This window comes from Gracilibacillus sp. Marseille-QA3620 (genome assembly GCF_054950035.1).
Map to the genome: position 1 here is coordinate 2,681,790 of NZ_CM143102.1, position 17,617 is coordinate 2,699,406.

The 17,617-nt window shown below is 40.6% G+C and carries 14 protein-coding genes; all 14 read right to left on the bottom strand.

What is annotated here, in order from left to right; genetic code table 11:
* Positions 1 to 26: 26 nt before the first annotated feature.
* The 14 genes from ACY8DX_RS13605 to ACY8DX_RS13670 all read right to left on the bottom strand — a co-directional run bounded on the left by ACY8DX_RS13605 (position 27) and on the right by ACY8DX_RS13670 (position 17,517).
* Positions 27 to 1,040, bottom strand: coding sequence for a PfkB family carbohydrate kinase (locus ACY8DX_RS13605; RefSeq protein WP_462405402.1), 1,014 nt, complete (start codon positions 1,038 to 1,040; stop codon positions 27 to 29).
* A 5-nt stretch (positions 1,041 to 1,045) separates the two neighbouring features.
* Positions 1,046 to 1,693 carry a bifunctional 4-hydroxy-2-oxoglutarate aldolase/2-dehydro-3-deoxy-phosphogluconate aldolase gene (locus ACY8DX_RS13610; protein ID WP_462405403.1) on the bottom strand — a complete coding sequence of 216 codons (648 nt, stop codon included), beginning with the start codon at positions 1,691 to 1,693 and terminating at the stop codon, positions 1,046 to 1,048.
* Between the two features lie 123 nt (positions 1,694 to 1,816).
* Entirely contained in the window at positions 1,817 to 3,385 is a 1,569-nt protein-coding gene (locus ACY8DX_RS13615; protein WP_462405404.1) for a response regulator, read from the bottom strand.
* Positions 3,386 to 4,007: 622 nt separating this feature from the next.
* Positions 4,008 to 5,117 carry a beta-galactosidase BglB gene (bglB, locus tag ACY8DX_RS13620; protein ID WP_462405405.1) on the bottom strand — a complete coding sequence of 370 codons (1,110 nt, stop codon included), beginning with the start codon at positions 5,115 to 5,117 and terminating at the stop codon, positions 4,008 to 4,010.
* A gap of 20 nt (positions 5,118 to 5,137) precedes the next feature.
* Positions 5,138 to 7,132, bottom strand: a complete 1,995-nt coding sequence (locus ACY8DX_RS13625; RefSeq protein ID WP_462405406.1) for a beta-galactosidase — start codon at positions 7,130 to 7,132, stop codon at positions 5,138 to 5,140.
* Positions 7,129 to 7,836 (bottom strand): rhamnogalacturonan acetylesterase, encoded by a 708-nt coding sequence (locus ACY8DX_RS13630; protein ID WP_462405407.1) that lies wholly within the window; start codon positions 7,834 to 7,836, stop codon positions 7,129 to 7,131. Before ACY8DX_RS13630 ends, ACY8DX_RS13625 begins: the two co-directional genes overlap by 4 nt.
* A 35-nt stretch (positions 7,837 to 7,871) precedes the next feature.
* Positions 7,872 to 9,071 (bottom strand): MFS transporter, encoded by a 1,200-nt coding sequence (locus tag ACY8DX_RS13635; RefSeq protein WP_462405408.1) that lies wholly within the window; start codon positions 9,069 to 9,071, stop codon positions 7,872 to 7,874.
* 56 nt (positions 9,072 to 9,127) lie between these two features.
* Positions 9,128 to 10,162, bottom strand: a complete 1,035-nt coding sequence (locus ACY8DX_RS13640) for a glycoside hydrolase family 88/105 protein (protein WP_462405409.1) — start codon at positions 10,160 to 10,162, stop codon at positions 9,128 to 9,130.
* 17 nt (positions 10,163 to 10,179) lie between these two features.
* Positions 10,180 to 11,079 carry a carbohydrate ABC transporter permease gene (locus ACY8DX_RS13645; protein WP_462405410.1) on the bottom strand — a complete coding sequence of 300 codons (900 nt, stop codon included), beginning with the start codon at positions 11,077 to 11,079 and terminating at the stop codon, positions 10,180 to 10,182.
* Between the two features lie 4 nt (positions 11,080 to 11,083).
* Entirely contained in the window at positions 11,084 to 11,998 is a 915-nt protein-coding gene (locus ACY8DX_RS13650) for a carbohydrate ABC transporter permease (protein WP_462405411.1), read from the bottom strand.
* A 58-nt stretch (positions 11,999 to 12,056) separates the two neighbouring features.
* Positions 12,057 to 13,343 carry an ABC transporter substrate-binding protein gene (locus ACY8DX_RS13655; RefSeq protein ID WP_462405412.1) on the bottom strand — a complete coding sequence of 429 codons (1,287 nt, stop codon included), beginning with the start codon at positions 13,341 to 13,343 and terminating at the stop codon, positions 12,057 to 12,059.
* A gap of 207 nt (positions 13,344 to 13,550) precedes the next feature.
* Positions 13,551 to 15,098: a response regulator transcription factor gene (locus ACY8DX_RS13660; RefSeq protein ID WP_462405413.1), complete on the bottom strand. Its 1,548-nt coding sequence runs from the start codon at positions 15,096 to 15,098 to the stop codon at positions 13,551 to 13,553.
* A complete protein-coding gene (locus ACY8DX_RS13665) occupies positions 15,088 to 16,863 on the bottom strand; it encodes a cache domain-containing sensor histidine kinase (protein WP_462405414.1) in 1,776 nt (591 codons plus the stop codon). Before ACY8DX_RS13665 ends, ACY8DX_RS13660 begins: the two co-directional genes overlap by 11 nt.
* 21 nt (positions 16,864 to 16,884) lie before the next feature.
* A complete protein-coding gene (locus tag ACY8DX_RS13670; RefSeq protein WP_462405415.1) occupies positions 16,885 to 17,517 on the bottom strand; it encodes a YesL family protein in 633 nt (210 codons plus the stop codon).
* Positions 17,518 to 17,617 lie beyond the last annotated feature (100 nt).

Below are 17,617 nucleotides of genomic sequence, written 5' to 3' on the forward strand. Positions count from 1 at the left end.
TTCTTCCTCCTCAAATAATGATAAGCTTATCTGTTAATCACGCCGGGATTACTACTCTCGAACTGTTTAATTTCTTCTGCCTTAAAACCATTGCAGTCCCCGTAAACGGTGTGCTTTAAGACAGCGGCTGCAGTAGCAAAAGAAATGATTTCTTCCGGTTTCCAATCTTCAAGAATTCCATGCAGAATGCCTGCAGCAAAGGCATCCCCACCGCCAACACGATCCACTATCGGCTCAATCTCATACACTTTTGATTGATACATACGCCCACTTGTATAATAGTTGCCTTGCAAGTTATTTCTAGATGCAGAAAACACCTCACGGAACGTAGAATATAAGCTTTGAATATTAGGATATATTTGCTGTATTTTTTCATAGTAATAGGTCAATTTCTCTACGGCTTTTAGAGATGGTTCTGCTTGCTCGATTCCGAGCAAGTAGATTGCATCGAGTTCAGCACATGAACATATATCAACGTATGGGAGATAGGATTGAATCGTTTCTGCCGCTTCCTTCTGGCTCCAAAGCTTAGCACGGTAATTAAAGTCAAAGCTCGTTTGGACCCCGTATTCCTTCGCTTTTACTAACGATTGCAGAACAATCTCCTTCATCTTTGGTGATAGCGCTACCGTTATGCCCGATACATGAAAGAGAGTCGCTCCTCTAAAGACTTTCTCAAAATCGATTTCCTCTGCCTCAAGCTGAGATACGCTTGAATACTGGCGGTCATAGGTTACTTGAGCGCTCCTTGGTCCAATGCCAGATTCCACGTAGTAGGTTCCTAAGCGATTCCCTCCTTTTAAGAGGAAGTCCGTATGAACCCCATTGGTTTTCAAATGCTGCTCTGCTGCTTTTCCTATAGTATTTTCAGGCAACTTACTGACAAAATAAGCATCATGACCGAAATGGGACAATGATATGCCTACATTTGCTTCAGCACCGCCAAAATGAGTATGTATAAGGCCAGTCTGAAACAACCTTTCTCCCGGGGGAGTAGAAAATCGCAGCAGAATCTCCCCAAACGTAACGACTTTCTTCATTACCATTACGCTCCCTTTGCTATTCGAACTTTTTCTACATAAGCTTGAGCCATTTCTGTGATTTTCCCAAACTCGCCCGTTTTGGCCGGGGCAATTAAATTCCCTCCAACACCGACAGCCGCACAGCCCGCCTCAATCCATTGCTGTACATTGTCAAGACTCACTCCTCCTGTTGGCATGATATTCACGTCTGGAAGCGGTCCTTTTACTGCTTTGACAAATTCAGACTTCAGCGTATTTCCAGGGAATAGTTTAATCATGTCTACCCCTGCCTCTAATGCTTGAACAATTTCAGATATGGTCATGCAGCCAGGCATATAAGGGATTTGATAGCGGTTACATAATTTAGCGACTGAAATATCAAAGGCGGGACTCACAACAAACTGAGCACCGGATAATATGGCTAATCGGGCAGTAGCTGCATCTAGAACCGTTCCCGCTCCGATGACTACTTCCTGGCTATCTTTATGCAGCCGGGCTAGTTCCTTAATGACAGAATCTGCTTCAGCAACAGTGAATGTGATTTCAATCCCGCTAATGCCGCCCTCTATACATGCAGATGAAATGTTAATGGCTTCTTCCTTCGTATCCGCACGGACAACAGCCACCACACCACAATCCGTTATTTTTTTTAGCGTTTGCAACTTTTTCATCCGATCACCCCAACGCTGTATTTTAGGTATTTTAGTATATAAATTGGTATATTTTGATTATATCGGATGTGGGAAAGGAGATAAATATATGCCTGGAAATCCATTAACATATTAAACTTTATTCTAAAAAAAATGAACATTTTCACGATGCTTCTTCCGGAATTCAGCAGGTGTATAACCAGTATATTTCTTGAAACAGATACTGAAATATTGAGGGTTATTATAGCCGACGCGCTCGGAAACTTCGTACGTTTTCACATGTTCAGTTGTTAAAACTTCAATCGCTTTTTTCATCCTTAATTCAAGGAGGTAATCTCCGAAATTGAAGCCCTTTTCTACCTTAAATAAGTTGCTTAAATAAGGCGGACTTACATGCACCTGAGTTGCCACCTTTGAGAGAGTCAACCCGCTTTCATGATACGATTCCTTCATGTATTCAATGGCCTGATCAACTAATGTAAACTGATTTTTATTCTCTTTATTAATTAATGCTGCCCATTCCAGTACCAAGTGCTGAAGAATAGTCATCATTTCATTCAGTGATGTCAGTCCCATGATGTCCTTATAATATTTAGAGGAATCGAACCTACTCGTCTCTTCCTTCTTCCACTTCTCAATCTCGTAAAATAGCATAGAGCTATATTTAATGGCCAATATTTTTATTTCTGTCAAAGTCAAATTCTTGCATATAAATATCGCCTTTTCTAATTCTTCAAGTGTCTTGCTAACCACTCCAGGCAGTCCCAAACGAATCTGTTCCTCAAGCTCCGACTCGTACATCTTCACTTCTTCCTTGCCATTTTGATGGTCAGATAAAGCATCATCGATGGAGTAGATATGCCCTGTTCCCATAATATGACGAATATCCATCGCGAGCCTGCAGTCTAAGTAGGAATTGCTCAGCTCGAAGAAATGATTATATGCTCTTCCTAGTGTAATGGTCATGATAGGAGATTTTTTTCTCTTTTGGCTTATGAGCTGCTTGGCTAATTGCTCCGCCTTTTTATCATCCTTTGATTCCATCGATAGAAAAACAGCCATCTCATTCTCCCCGGCATGGAGAACGACTCCATCACTTACATTCAATAAGCTTACTATGTTTGCTGCAATCTTCATACTAAGCTCTCTAACTGATTCTTCGCCTTCCTCAAAGTGAATCAGCATCGAAGAAAAGAAAGGGCCTTCCAAATGGATACCGAGTCCTACCAATTCTCCCTCAATATCTACATGCTCTTTCCCTTGACTCGCTAATTTTTGAAGAAAATTCTTCTGAAGAAGAGAGATAGAGGCTTCTATTTTTCTCGTATCTGCTTGTTCCTTATCCCAATCAGCCGCTGCTTCCTTTGTTTTTTGAAGAAGGTGGTTTGAATCAACAGGTTTCAATAAATAATCAAATGCTCTCAATTTGATTGCTTCCTTCGCGAAGTTAAAGTCCTCATAACCCGTCAGAAAGATTATCCTCGTGGACGGACTTTTTTCTTTAACCAGCTTCGCCATCTCAATCCCATTCATAAAAGGCATATTAATATCAGAAATAACCACTTGCGGCTGCTCTTTTTCAATTAATGCAATGGCCATTTTCCCATCCCCTGCGTCACCTGCCACATAAAAATCATGCTCTTCCCAAGGCATGGTTTTGCACAAGCCACGGCGAATAATGTAATCATCTTCTACTATAATGAGTTTATACATGGTCGTCATTTCCCCTTTTGTTTTGGGAATGGTCGTTGTTATTTTCGTGTCTTCTCCAAGTCTGCCTCAGTAAGTCCATGATAATTGCATCCTTAATTGACTTTAATGGTGAAGTTTGTATCAATTATAAAGGCCGATCCATAACATTGATTATTCGAAAACCCTCAATTTTATAGATAGGCAGCTCCGAATGAATATCCCTACTCTTTCAATAATCATATCCAGTAATCTACTTAGAAACGTCTCATATTTCTATTTTACCAAAATTCACGAAAATAACCTAAATAACCTATAATTACATCAATCAAAATAATCTAGTATCCAAATATTAGATAGACGCCCCCTTTTAACAGTGGAGACAAGACTTTTTAAGTAGGAATCCCTATTTCTCTTTCCTGCTCCTCTGTGTCTTTATTTGAAAAGTGAATCCACAGACACTCCCTAATACATCTCATCTACACCCTAGGATGCAATCATTTTCAATGCCTCCTTGTCCAATTCTAAAAAGGTAATAATGTTGATTAATACCGAAGATTTAGCTGTTCAGTTCACTAAAACTCAACCCTATACCAGGCATCCCAAAAAGAATCTCTTCTACAAACCAAAGAGAAACATTCTAGTTCTATCCACAATCTATCGCATCAAGAATTTCCGCTAAACAAAGGATAGCGAGCGATTGACCATAAGGCATAGCGGTTATTCGAATTTCTTTATAGAAATCCAACGTATCCCCCATTCCTGTTCCGACAGACACTTTTTGTAAAGTACCCTCCTCATTAATTTCATTCAATATTCCTTGTACTGCGCGCAACGCATACACCTTATATTCACTACCAATCAATCTACACGAGATAGCCTTCAATATGCCAAAAGCAAATCCAGCAGAGGAGGAAGTTTCCAAATAAGAATCTGGATCATTAATCAAGGTATGCCACAACCCTGATTCAGTCTGATACTTTACAAGCGCGTCTATTTGTCTTTTCAATGTGGATACCAGGAAATCTCTGAAGAAATCACCTTCCTGTAAATCTAATATCTCAATCACTTCAGGGATAGCAATCGTGATCCAGCAGTTTCCCCTCCCCCAAAGCGCGCCGCTGTAATGATGATTTCCATCGAAAGTCCATCCGTGATACCAAAGACCGGTGTTCCTGTCAGCCAAGTATTTTATATGAATGAGAAACTGCTTTTTAGCCTCTTCAATATATTCTTGCCGGTTCAGCGTTTTGCCGATTTTCGCCAAAGGGAGAACAGTCATCATTAAAGTATCATCCCAAAGCTGTTCCTTATTTTCGGGACCGTAAGTCATATGTTGTAACCCATCTTCCTGTGTGCGAGGCATGTCATGCATCACCCATTCAGCCCATTCAATTAAATGAGGCAGATATTTCTCATTTTGTGTATCTTCATAGAGACAAGCTAAAGTTAAGAACGGCGCCATTGTGTTAATATTCTTTGGCGGAAGACCTTCCTTAAACCTTTCCTCATACCATTGTTTTAGGATGACTTCAGCTTTAGGATCCCCTGTTTTCTTCCAATATTTATAAATCCCGTACAAACCCACTCCTTGGGGCCAATTCCAGACATGCCAGCTTTTATCATCGACAATCAAACCATCAAAATTTAATAAATATTCCCCCCTACTGTCTTTAATACCAACGAGATTATCCATTAATAATTCAATGCTTTGATTGATGACATCTTTATTCAATCCTAAATGGTCACGTATCATGCTTCATCCCTCCAATATAATTATGACTCCTCTGTCAATCGGATTAAGCGGTATTCGTACTTGCCAATAGGTAAATACCCGCTATTCAGTGTTTCGTCAGTCAATAAATCAACGCCTCCTCCTTCCGGCAGGGAAACTCCGCCACCCTTTCCATCCATATTGATAACAGTCCAAAAAGTCTTGTCATTAAGCTCCCGCGGGGCAATAATCGTTCCCTCCGTTACATTACCGCATAGTCTTACCGAGGCTTCTTCAGTATAGTGAAGAAATAATTTCTTTAAGAGCATTTGTTCTTCACCTTTCGGCATGCCCCCAAGCAAAACAATCTTACCTTTTCCGATTGCACGCTCGGTTATAAAAGCTTCTTGCTCAGCCAATCCGTCTGATAAGATTCCAACAGCTATTGCCTCCAGCGGCTTGAAAACTGTTCCCCATTTGCCCAGAAGCTCCGTCTCTCCATAAGCCCGACCATACGTATGAGTGCTATCCGCAGGAAAGGAATACAGCGTTTCAACCCCTGCCACATCATCAAGCATGCCCAGACCAGCATCCGTATGAACTGTATGATTCTCAGTTCGCCCGCCGGACATCGGGCCGACAATCCATATTCCTCCACTCTCCGCAAAGGCTTTTGCTTTATTGATATAGGACGTACTGACATGATAGAGAAAAGGGGTGAATAAAATTTTATAGCCATCAAAATCCGCATCCTCAGGAATAAGATCACGATGAATGCCCATCGACAGCAGGACCTTATAAAAATCCGTCAGACAGTTCTTATAATCAAGTCCATTAAGCGGCTCTGTCTTCATGAATATTCTTCCTCTATCAGAGTATGTCACGGCAACCTCTGCTTGTTTTGGATTAGAATGAATCATGAATGGCTCAATAGCCTTTCTTGCTTTCTCTACTTCAATGACATTTTTATAGCCTATTCCTGGTTTTCCCCACGCGCTGAGGATAGAACTGTGAGGCTGCTCACATCCAGATTTTTGCTGTCTCCACAGCCAGTAGCAAAAAGCCTGTCCCCCAAGCGCATAGGCCGCTACTGCCTCTGCCTTTAAATAGCCTTCCGGATGTGGAACCGTGCAGCTTTCCAGACTTGCTGGATAAGATGGGCTTGTTTCCATAACCCAGAAGTCTTTTCCTTTCTTCAAATTTCTCCATACATCACAGTTCATTAAATAGTTTCCATACCCATCAGAAGGAGCGTATGTATCGAAGGAGGCGAAATCTAAATCGGCAAACAGCTTTTCATTATCGACCGAGAAAAAGAGCGTGCTGTTATGCGTGATCGGCCGATTGGAATATCTTCTAATGATTTCAGACTGTTCCTGTGCAAATTCCGCAATCTTCTCTGTATGGAATAGCTGATAATTTGTATGCAAGGAGGAATTATGAAGAAACGGAGCCGCTTCCGGAACAGGAATTTGCTCAAAGGAATGGTAATATTCACTCCAAATATCTGTTCCCCAGGCTTCATTCAATGCATTAATGGTCTGATATTTCTCTTCAAGCCATTGATGCCATAAATAACGGCATGTTTCACAATAACACTCAGCCACATGACATTTAAATTCATTATCCAACTGCCACGCTATAACGCTAGGCAAGTGGCTGAGCTCACTGGCAAGCGCTTCTGTAATACGAGCTGCTCGCTCTCGGAAATAAGGATGATTGGTGCAAATATGCTGTCTTGAACCATGCACCATCCTTTTGCCTGCTCGATTCACATGCATTCTCTCCGGATGGTTATGAGTCACCCAAATTGGCGGCGTAGCTGTTGGTGTACACATGACCGTTTCAATTCCATTTGAACAGAGGAGCTCTATGATATCCTTAAAGAACGACAAGTCGAATTCTCCTTCATTCGGCTCTATTTTTGACCAAGCAAATTCCCCCATTCTCACGGTATTAATGCCCACTTCCTTCATATAGCTAATATCTATCTCAACTGCTTGTACATCCCATAATTCAGGATAATAAGCTGCTCCATGAACCAGTTTCTTTTTCACCTATGTATCTTCCTTTCTGAATCAGGGATTAAGTAAGCCTCCAACCCGATCCCTAGTGTTTTAATCTCATTCGCAATAAGCTTGCCAATCTCATATGCGCCTTTTTCATTGAAATGTGTGTCATCTTGAATACCGTTTGGATAATTTTGATGTTCCCCCTTCTCGAGCCAAACAAAGAGCTTCTTGGATCCTTCTTCTCCTAAATGCTCATAAAGCTCTTTTGTCTTTGCCCACATATCAATTAACGGTACCTCCAGTTGTTTGGCTAGATGAATCATAGCCTCAGGGTAGCTACCGAGGGTATTCTCCACTATACCTTGCTCGTCAAACTTTCTACGATTGACAGAGGTCAACAAGACAGGATATGCCCCCCTTCCCCTCGCCCCTTGAATGTATTGCTCCAAGTAATAGGGGTAGGTTGTTGCTGGATCTGTTCCGTAAGATTTTTGGTCATTGTGCCCAAACTGAATAAAGAGATAATCCCCACGTCTCATCATGGCCCAAACTTCATCTAGCCGACCTTCCTCAATGAAGCTGTTACAGCTTCTTCCACCCGCTGCTTTGTTCACAACAGCTTCTTCTCCCGTAAAAAATGACTGGAACAGCTGCCCCCATCCAGCCATCGGAGCCTCATACTCCGGACAATCAGCAGCAGTTGAATCACCTGCTATGAATAAACAAACCGCTGATCCTGGATTTTGCATTTTACTCCATCCCCTTCTTTAACTGATGATAAAAATCATACTAGATTAATTTTCCGAAAATATCTCCAAACACCGAACAACGAAATTGTTGGTAAAATCAGAAATATCATTATCTGTATTTGGCTAGCATTATCATAGAAGAAAATAAATAAGGTAACTGGTATGACTCTGCCTATATTAGAGAAAATCTCTTTAGCCACAATATGTTCAATTCTAAGATTGGACGAATAGAAAGACCCTTCAATTACATTAAAGGAAATGGAAGAATAAGGAATTAGGATAAAAGGCAAAAAAATCGCATTCACGATACCAAATATCAGCAGGGAGTAAAGATTAACAGTCGAAGAAAGAATAAGCGTTCCAATTGTAATTCCTACCGCTCCGATTAAAATATACTTGCTGTGAGATTCAGTATTAATCTTCAGACCGACCAGATAATACACTAGCATACTAAGAAAGGACGTTAAGGAGGTAAACCACCCTAGACTAAGTTCGCTGGCAGTTGTCACATAAAAGAGCAGCACAATGATAAACATAAAAATTCCTTCTCTTATGCCATACATAAAGCTTCCGCATAATACACTTCGCCAATTTGCATTTCGGTACGTAGACCTCAGCACTTCTCCGAGTTTATAAGAGCTGAGTGCATCCTTTGATTTCACAAAGACACTGAGAATAGCTGATGTTGCAAAGAGAATGAGAGAAACCCAGAACACGATTACATAGCCTCTATTCCCCTTAAAAACCTCTAATAATATTCCTGAAAACAACGGCCCAAGTGCGCCGGCAAGCGATATAAGTAGCCCATTAATACCGAAGAAATAATGGCGGTTTACTGGATTGGTAGCGTCATAGGAGAGGACATTATAAGAAAGCCAGTAACAGCCAAGCGCAATCCCCTGCACAATGCCCAGCTCGATCGCGTGATAAGCCGCTTCCCCCTCTATCCATAGTAAAAGGAAATAAAAAAGACAGTGCAGGACAATGCCTGTCCGATACAGTGAAACCACCCGCCATTTCGTCATCAGCCAACCGGATATGGCATATAAGAGGGTTGAGAAAATAAATAGCATAAGATGATAAATAGCAACAATCGTGAAATCAGGCTCGAGCCTCCATAGATAGATGCTAACAAACAAGCTGGATAATGCCGTTGACGTATTGAAAACGACGTGAATCACAAGAAGAATCCTTGAATTCAAACTGAGTGATTGGTTTGGTTTTTTACTAGTCAAAAACTCACCTTTTCTATCGCTTCATTTTTATATTTTCGTAATCCTCTCGATTTTCTTTAGTCAAATACGCGATTTTGAGTACGGAGGATATCAGCCAGGAAAGCGAGGACCAGCCCTTGACCCCATCCTTGAATCCGTTTATAGGGAACTTGGCGGTATCCTTCCCTGTCCTTCATCACCGCAGTACCTGCTGATACGTCATGAACCCGCCCATCATCATCAATCCTTGCCAGAATCGCTGACAGCGCCTTTCCAACATGGCGGTCATATAATTTACCTCGTGATAGGAGAGCAGATGAAATAGCAGCAGAACCTGATACCTCCTGATAAGAGCCCGGATCATCCACAATCGTATGCCATAAGCCTTCTTCTGATTGCCGCCTGGCAAGGGAGCTTAATTGATCGCGCAAAGAACCGTCTATTACCATATAGGAAGGATGAGTAACGTCGATTAATTCAAGAGCTCTAGCCATCGTGAGAGCGGCCCACCCGTTACCCCTTGCCCAAAATACACCGGACATATGATTTTTTGTCTCATCATCCCATCCATGATAATAAAGATCTGTCTTGTTATCCTGCAATAGTATTTCGTGTGTATGGAACTGATGCAGTCCGTCCTGATAGTAATCGGTGTTCCCTGTAGCTTTCCCCACACGGAGCAGGTATAACCCGGCCATCATCATTGTATCCACCCATGCCTGCGCATGAAAAACGTAATCGGTCGAATTCACTGTATGCTGCAAGACACCGTCGCCAAAGCGCTCTGCTTCCTCCAATAAGAAATTGGCCATTTCAAGTACAGACTTTAAATAATCCTCATTCCCTGTAGATTCATAAATCGTCAGCAGGGTATGTCCAATGGAGGCTCCGTTGACAGACAGCTTGGGGAGGCCATCCTCAAGCTGCTCATCCACCCAATGGATGAGCATGTCCAGATAATCCTGCCTACCCGTGGCTTTATAAGCTTCGCCAACACCATATAGTGCAATCCCTCCAGGCCAATCCCAATTGAAATCCATTTGAAATGTCCGCTTAACGACTGCCTCTATAGCTTTCTGTATCTGATTTTCATCAAACTGTAATCGTCTCATTTTTCCTATCCTTTCTCTTATTTCAGTCCGCTCGTGCTAATGCCTTCCACAATATATTTCTGGAATAGGAAGAACACCAGGATAACTGGCAGCAAGGAAACTACAGACATCGCAAACATCCCCCCCCAGTTGGAGGCTGATTCAGAATCTAAGAACATCTTCAAAGCTAATGAAACCGGATACTTTTCCGGGCTGTTTAAATACAGAACCGGGTTAATTAAATCCTCCCATTTCCAATAGAACGAGAAGATAGCTGATGTCGCTAAAGCCGGCGTAATCAAAGGTAGGATAATGCGATAGAAGATACTGAATTTCCCGCAGCCATCCATCCTTGCCGCTTCGTCCAGTTCAATCGGGATATTACGAATAAACTGCACCATCAAAAAGATGAAAAAGGCATGGCCAAAAAATTGCGGAACGACAATCGGCAGGATTGAATTCAGCCAGCCAATCTTAGCAAAAATGATATATTGAGGGATCATGACAATTTCATGAGGAAGCATCATCGTCACCATCATGCAAGCAAACCAGAACGCTTTCCATTTAAAATTAATTCGGGCAAATCCATAGGCAATGAGAGCTGACGAGGTAACAGCTCCTATAGTTGATAACCCGACAATCACGAGGCTATTCTTAATAAACACCCAAAATGGCTGTCCGGCGATTCCTTCCCATCCTGAGGAATAATTACTCCAGACAAAGGGATCAGGTATTAATGAATGAGCCGTCACGAAAACTTGAGAACTCTCCTTAAAGGAACTCATAACCAGCCAAATAATCGGATACAGCATCAAAAAGGCAAATCCGCCCGTTACTAGATGATAAATCCACTTCTTCGGCTTAAATCTCTTTTGCTTGAATGGAATGTTTACAGAATTCCGCACTGGCGGTGTTGAAACTTCTTCTGCTATCTTCATATCACTAGCCCTCTTTCGATTCATAATGTACCCAGTATTTAGACGTCTTGAATAAGATTAAAGTCATAATGCCGACAATAAGCAGCATGACCCACGCCATAGCAGAAGCATAGCCCATTTGGAAATAGTTGAATGCCCGCTGGAATATGTACAGTGAGTATAGCAATGTCCCGTCGAGCGGTCCGCCTTCCCCTTTGGATATGATGTAGGCTGGGGTAAAAGTCATAAATGCGGATATCGTCTGCATAACGAGGTTAAAGAAAATGATTGGACTCAAGAGTGGCAGGGTAATCTTGAAGAAAATTTGAAATTTATTTGCCCCGTCCACATTCGCTGCTTCATAGTACGAAGGGGAAATGTTTTTCAAGCCTGCCAGGAAGATAAGCATTGATGAACCAAATTGCCAAACCGCCAGCAAAATCAATGTCCATAATGCCTTAGTCGGATCTTGGTACCAAAAAATCTTTTCATCGAATCCCAAAAAGAAAAGCACGGCATTCAAGGTACCCTCATTACCGAAGATGTTTCTCCACATAATCGCAACCGCTACACTTCCACCAATAATGGATGGAAGATAAAATAGAGTCCGGTACAGCCCGACCGCCCGTGAAGCCCTATTCAACAGCATCGCAACTAAGAGTGCAAACGTTAATCTAAGCGGCACTCCCGCCATAACATATGTAAAGGTAACCTTTATTGATTGCCAGTATTTATCATCATTAAAGAACATCTCTTTAAAATTCTCAAAGCCGATCCATTTAGGCGATGTAAATAAATCATAGCTCGTAAAAGATAAATATAAGGAGACCAGCATCGGCAATACCGTAAAAGCTAAAAACCCAATGATAAATGGAGAAATAAACGAATATCCTGCTAAGTTATCACTCCACGAACGTTTCTTCATGACCATCATCTCCATCCAGGATAAAGAGGTGCGGAAATTCAATTTCCATATGAATATCCGCACCATACATTCCTTAATTATTCTTTGATAGTATTTCTTCCGCCTTATCTCTGAACTGTTTAGCTCCTTCTTTCGGCGTGATTTTCTTATAAAGGACCTGATCGGACGCATCCTTCAAGGCTTTAATCACTTCTGCACTGCCAAGTGGGTCTGGAGGATCTGTTTCCCCAACGTTTTGAGAGGCTGTTTCTACATATTCAAAAACTTTAACCTCATCCTCAGTCAAGAGCGGTTTTAATGTTTCAATAACTTTGGATGAGACAGGTACGCCTCTGTCCCCTTTAATTAATTTGTTTGCTTCCTCGTCATTAATGAAGAAATCAAGGAATTTCGCTGCCTCTTCTTTTTGCTTGGAACTCTTCGGTATAGAAAAATACATCGCTGGTCTTAAAGAGAGAGCTTTTGTTTCAGCCTGCTCTGGCGGTAGATTGATGGTCAATTTGCTGTCTGTTAACTGAGAAAAGCCGATATATTGATTTGAATAGTTCCATGTCATCGCAGATGTTCCCTTTACAATGAAGTCATCCTCCATTCCCTTAATTTGAGCTGTTTCATCCGGAGTAGGGAAAGCCTTTGCATCCACAAGTTTCAACTGCATTTCGAAATAATCAACGAATAATTGATCATTCTTGTAGCCGAGTCCATTTCCTTCCTCATTATAAAAGCGCGCGTCTTGGGTCCTTAAATAATACGGGAAGAAAACATCAGACGGATACATACCGTTCGTTCCATATATGCCCGTTTCATCTGTCACAGCCATAGCTGCTTTTCCAAAGTCATCCCACGTCCACTCATCAGCATTAAGCTCCACGCCTGCCTTTTTCAACAATTCATCATTTGTAATAACCGTTAACACATTTGAGCCTAATGGAAAGCCATATAGCTCACCGTTTAGTTCGCCGCCTTTCAGGATGGATTCCTGAATATTATCCGTATTGATGGCTCCATTCTCAATATAAGTGTTCAGATTATCAAGCTGTCCCTTTAAACCATATTGAGATAAGTAAGCTGTATCCATTTGAATAATATCTGGCATCTGGTTAGCCGCAGCCATAGGAGCGAGTTTCTTCCAATAATCATCCCAGTTCGAGAACTCGGCCTCAATTTTGACATTAGGATTTTGCTTTTCATACATTTCAATGACTTTCATCGTATAATCATGCCTTGGCTGTCCACCCCACCAAGCAATTCGGAGAGTAACCTGATCCTTATTATCCGCATTGCTCGAACTGTCATTGTTGCAAGCTGCTACTGATAGCAATAAAAATAAACTAATGATGGATAAAAATACCTTCTTCATAGCACAACTCCTCCTTTTTTGTAAGTGCTTACATTACAATCATAAAATATCTAGAAATAATAAGAAGAAAAAAAAAAGAGTCGTATGTTAAAAAAACAGTGTATTGGCTATCTGACTAATGGAAGAGCGTGCCTTCCCTCTTCTTAAGGATAAATCATGACAAAAAGCCTAGAGTTCATTCTCTAGGCTTTATAACGTAACTCTTCATTAAGCAATCGTAAATTTCCGCTTATACTCTGAAGGGGTACATCCAAGATATTTTTTAAAAACCTGACTGAAATATTGAGGATTATCACCGAATCCAGCACGTTCAGCCAAAACAGTAATCTGAACATCTCCCTTTTCCTGTATGTATAGGACTGCCTTTTCAAGACGAAGCTTTGTCAAATAGGAGGAAAAACGCTCACCAGTTTCTTGTTTAAACAATTTGCCTAAATAATCAGGATTCATGTATAGCATATGATTCGCAACTAATTTCAAAGTAAGATCTGGATCACTAAACTGTTCATTCATGATATCAATGACTCTTTCGATTATGGTCGTTTGCTTCCTATGCAGCTTTCTCGAGAACTCTTTTGTAATCTCAGAAACCGTTGCTAAAATACGCTCCTCAATTTGATTCATAGTCCACTTATTTAAAACACCAATAAACTCGCTCCAATAGCCCATCATTCGCTTAAATCCAACCAAGTGAATGACAGATAAATACAGTTCTGAATAATAGGATTTAGCATCTTGGATACAAGGTTGATTACGCTTAACTTCAGCGAAGTATCCCTTAAGCAATGTAGTGATTTCAGCCGCTTGGCCCGATTTAATATACAAAGTCATCTTATGCTCGTCAATTTCCGGCTTCGCCGATGCATCAGAAATGAAACGTTGTATGCAGTTTTTCGTAATAATCTGACCTTCCCCTAAATAAAAACGGTATTTCAAGCATTCTTTTACTTCGTCATACATTTTTTTCGTATGACGAATCAAATTGGCATCACTGAGAGCGATTGTAACATTCACATGGTGCAGGGTATAATATTGCTCTTGAATCTTGCGCAACCTTTCCATAAGCCCATCTTCCTCGGCAACCATATATATCACATAATCTCTGATATTCGCGTTTAACAAGGGAGTTCCAAGCATTTCTTTTCCAAGGCGGTTCATCACCAGGTAATGTTCGAATTCCACCTCTCCTTCAAACTGAATCAAACAGAGCTGTACCTTCACCGTATCGACATTCAAATCCAACCATTCCTGAAGTGGAAGGTCTTGTTGTTTCTCTGTTTCCTGCAGCAGGTCTATGAGCAACTGGGATTGAATATAAGGCTTTATCTTAACTAGATTCTCCTTCAGCCGGCTAGTTCTTTGCTGATTTTCTTCTAATACTACCAGATCATTCTTTGCTTCAGAGACAGCCTGAGCAATTTGGTCTTCGTTACACGGCTTCAGTAAATAATTTTTAATACCGTACTTCATTGCTTTTCGGGCATATTCAAATTCACTATACCCAGACAAAAGGATAAATTGGATACAAGGGCATGTATCCTGCACCTTCTCAATCAAACCTATACCATCCAGACCAGGCATTTGGATATCAGTAAGGACAATATCTGGTTTTAAAAGCATAATTTTCTCATAGGCTTCTATTCCATTACTAGCCGTTCCTATGAGTTCGACATTTAGCGAAGCCCAATCAACACTATTGGATATACCTTCTAGAATAATTTTCTCATCATCCGCTAAAAGCAATTTATAAGACAAACTGCTCACCCCAATTAATAAAAGGTAATATTACTTTCACCACAGTGCCCTTACCAAGCCTTGTTTCTATGGATATCCCATATTCTTCTCCATAGCTCAGCCTGATTCTCTCATCGATATTATTTAAGCCAATCCCGTTTCCCTTTGAATTCACATTACTCTCCTTAATTTCATCGAGTCGTTGGCTACTAATTCCGGGTCCGTTATCCTCTATGCTGATGATTAACCTGTCCTCTTTATGTGACACTAGAATACGAATCTCTCCTTTCTTCAAAGAGGGCTCTACAGCATGCTTAATCGCATTCTCAACAAGAGGTTGCAGGGTGAATTTAGGAACCATGCACGACATTAAGGAATCTGGCACATGAGATTGGAACGAAAGACGCTCATCAAAGCGAAATTTCTGAATCGTTACATAACTATTGACGATATCCAGCTCACTCTTTAAAGTAATTTGGCTTTCCTTAAAATTAATCGATTGGCGCAGCAAATGACCAAGTGACTGAACCATCTGTGATATTTCAGTTTGCTTATTAGCCTTTGCCTGCCAATTAATTGATTCAAGCGTATTAAATAAGAAATGCGGATTCACCTGTGCCTGGAGGGCATTAAATTTGGCATCCTTAATTGAAATCTGTTTCTCATAATTTTCCTTAATTAAATCATCTATCTGCTCTATCATTCTTTTAAAGGATGAAAAAAGCATCCCAATGTCGTTCTCATAATATTTAGGCGTGTCTATCTGCTTAATGACCCAAGAGCTCCCTTTAGGCACTTCCTGCATCATGACCACTAATTTATCCAAAGGCCGTGTCACTCTTCTGATAAAATATAACGCCGTTAATATAAGCATGATAAGCATAATCGATAGAAGAAGAATGACAACCACCTTAATGGCTTGGATGTTTGAAAACATCACATCAAATGGAACAACATTCCAATAGGTCCATCCTAAATAGGACGATTGCACATAACTGACAAAGTACCTTTCCCCTTTAACACTCTGAATAGAATAGCCTCTGCTTGCGGGTGCATCAAAATCATATTTATCGATATGCTCGATTTTGCTTCCCGGTTGGAATATCTCTTCGCCGTTCGTAATAATCACTTTGCCGTCTGCTTCTGATCCCATATCAGGAAGTGCTTTTACAATTTTGCTTAAATCAACTCGTATGATCAATCCACCAATGTTATTGAGATTCATATTATTATAGGAGCGAATTTGCCGTACAGCCGTGGCAAATCGATTGAAATCGCTATCGAGAACCCACTTATTTCCACCCTCATATACAGCAGCCTCGTCCATAAGCTCCTGTATACGTGAAGCATTCAATTTCATACTACTAGAACCAGCTAGATACTCCTTTCCCTTTGTATCAACAATCATCATTGAATGAACATATTTTTCTGAACCGGCATAGGCACTTAACTTTTCAATTAGTTCTTGATTTGTCTGATACCTCTCATAACCTGAGTCTTCTTCAAGACGCTGAAGTCCCTGCTGAATAACCGGATCCGCAACAATTGAATAACTAACTTCTTCTATTTCCCTGAGCTTTTCTTCCACGCTGTTCGCTGACATGGTTAGCACCTGTGATGTTTTTTCATAAAGATATTGATCATAGAGTGTATAAACATACTGTAAGCCAATAAGGATAAACACGCAGAATAACAAAATGATTGATGATACAACCGTATAAATCTTGACCTTTAAGTTGGAATTAAGATACAAACTTACCAGAGAAGAAAAAGGATTTTTTTTCATCAATCAGAATCTCTCGCTTTCTCAAGACACATGCTGATATTTCGATTTGGCGACTTCAATGCTTCGAAAAGCCTTTTGGCATAAACCGGTCATAACAAGAGCTATTAAACTGCCGCTGAAAAACAGAACAATCGTAATATGATAGAAAACAATATACGATAATCCAAGCACACTCATAATCAGTGTGAACGTATGAAAGGGTTTAGCCACGCTAATAAGGAATGCATTCTTAAATAGCTGCAAATAGGTACCTTTATAGTGCACATAGACCGGAAATAAATAGAGAAGGATTACACTGCATATAATCAGCAAGCTTAGAAGCGGAATGCCGACATAGTAGGCATCATCCGTCATCATAGTAAGAATTTTTAAGTCCACATAAAAGACAAGGGAAATACCGGTAATGATGATGCCTAATCCATTTGACCTCCAGAATTCCTCTTTAAATGTGTGATAAAACGTCTTAAATAACCGCACATCCTCTCCTTCTTCAAGCCATTTTTTTGTCACTGTAAACATAGCAGTTGTTGATGGAAATAAGCCAAACACCCCCAGTCCGGCAATCGTAAACATAAGCCATAAAAGATTCAAGCAAGCAAGCTTCGTTATCCACTCGCAAAAACGGTAAAGACCGTTTGTGATAATTTGAAACACAGGACATCCCCCCCTTTTGAATAAAGCGCTTTCTTTTTGTTGTTATATTAATGTTAATAAAATTCAGTCTATTTCAGGTTTAAATATCCGATAAATTTGT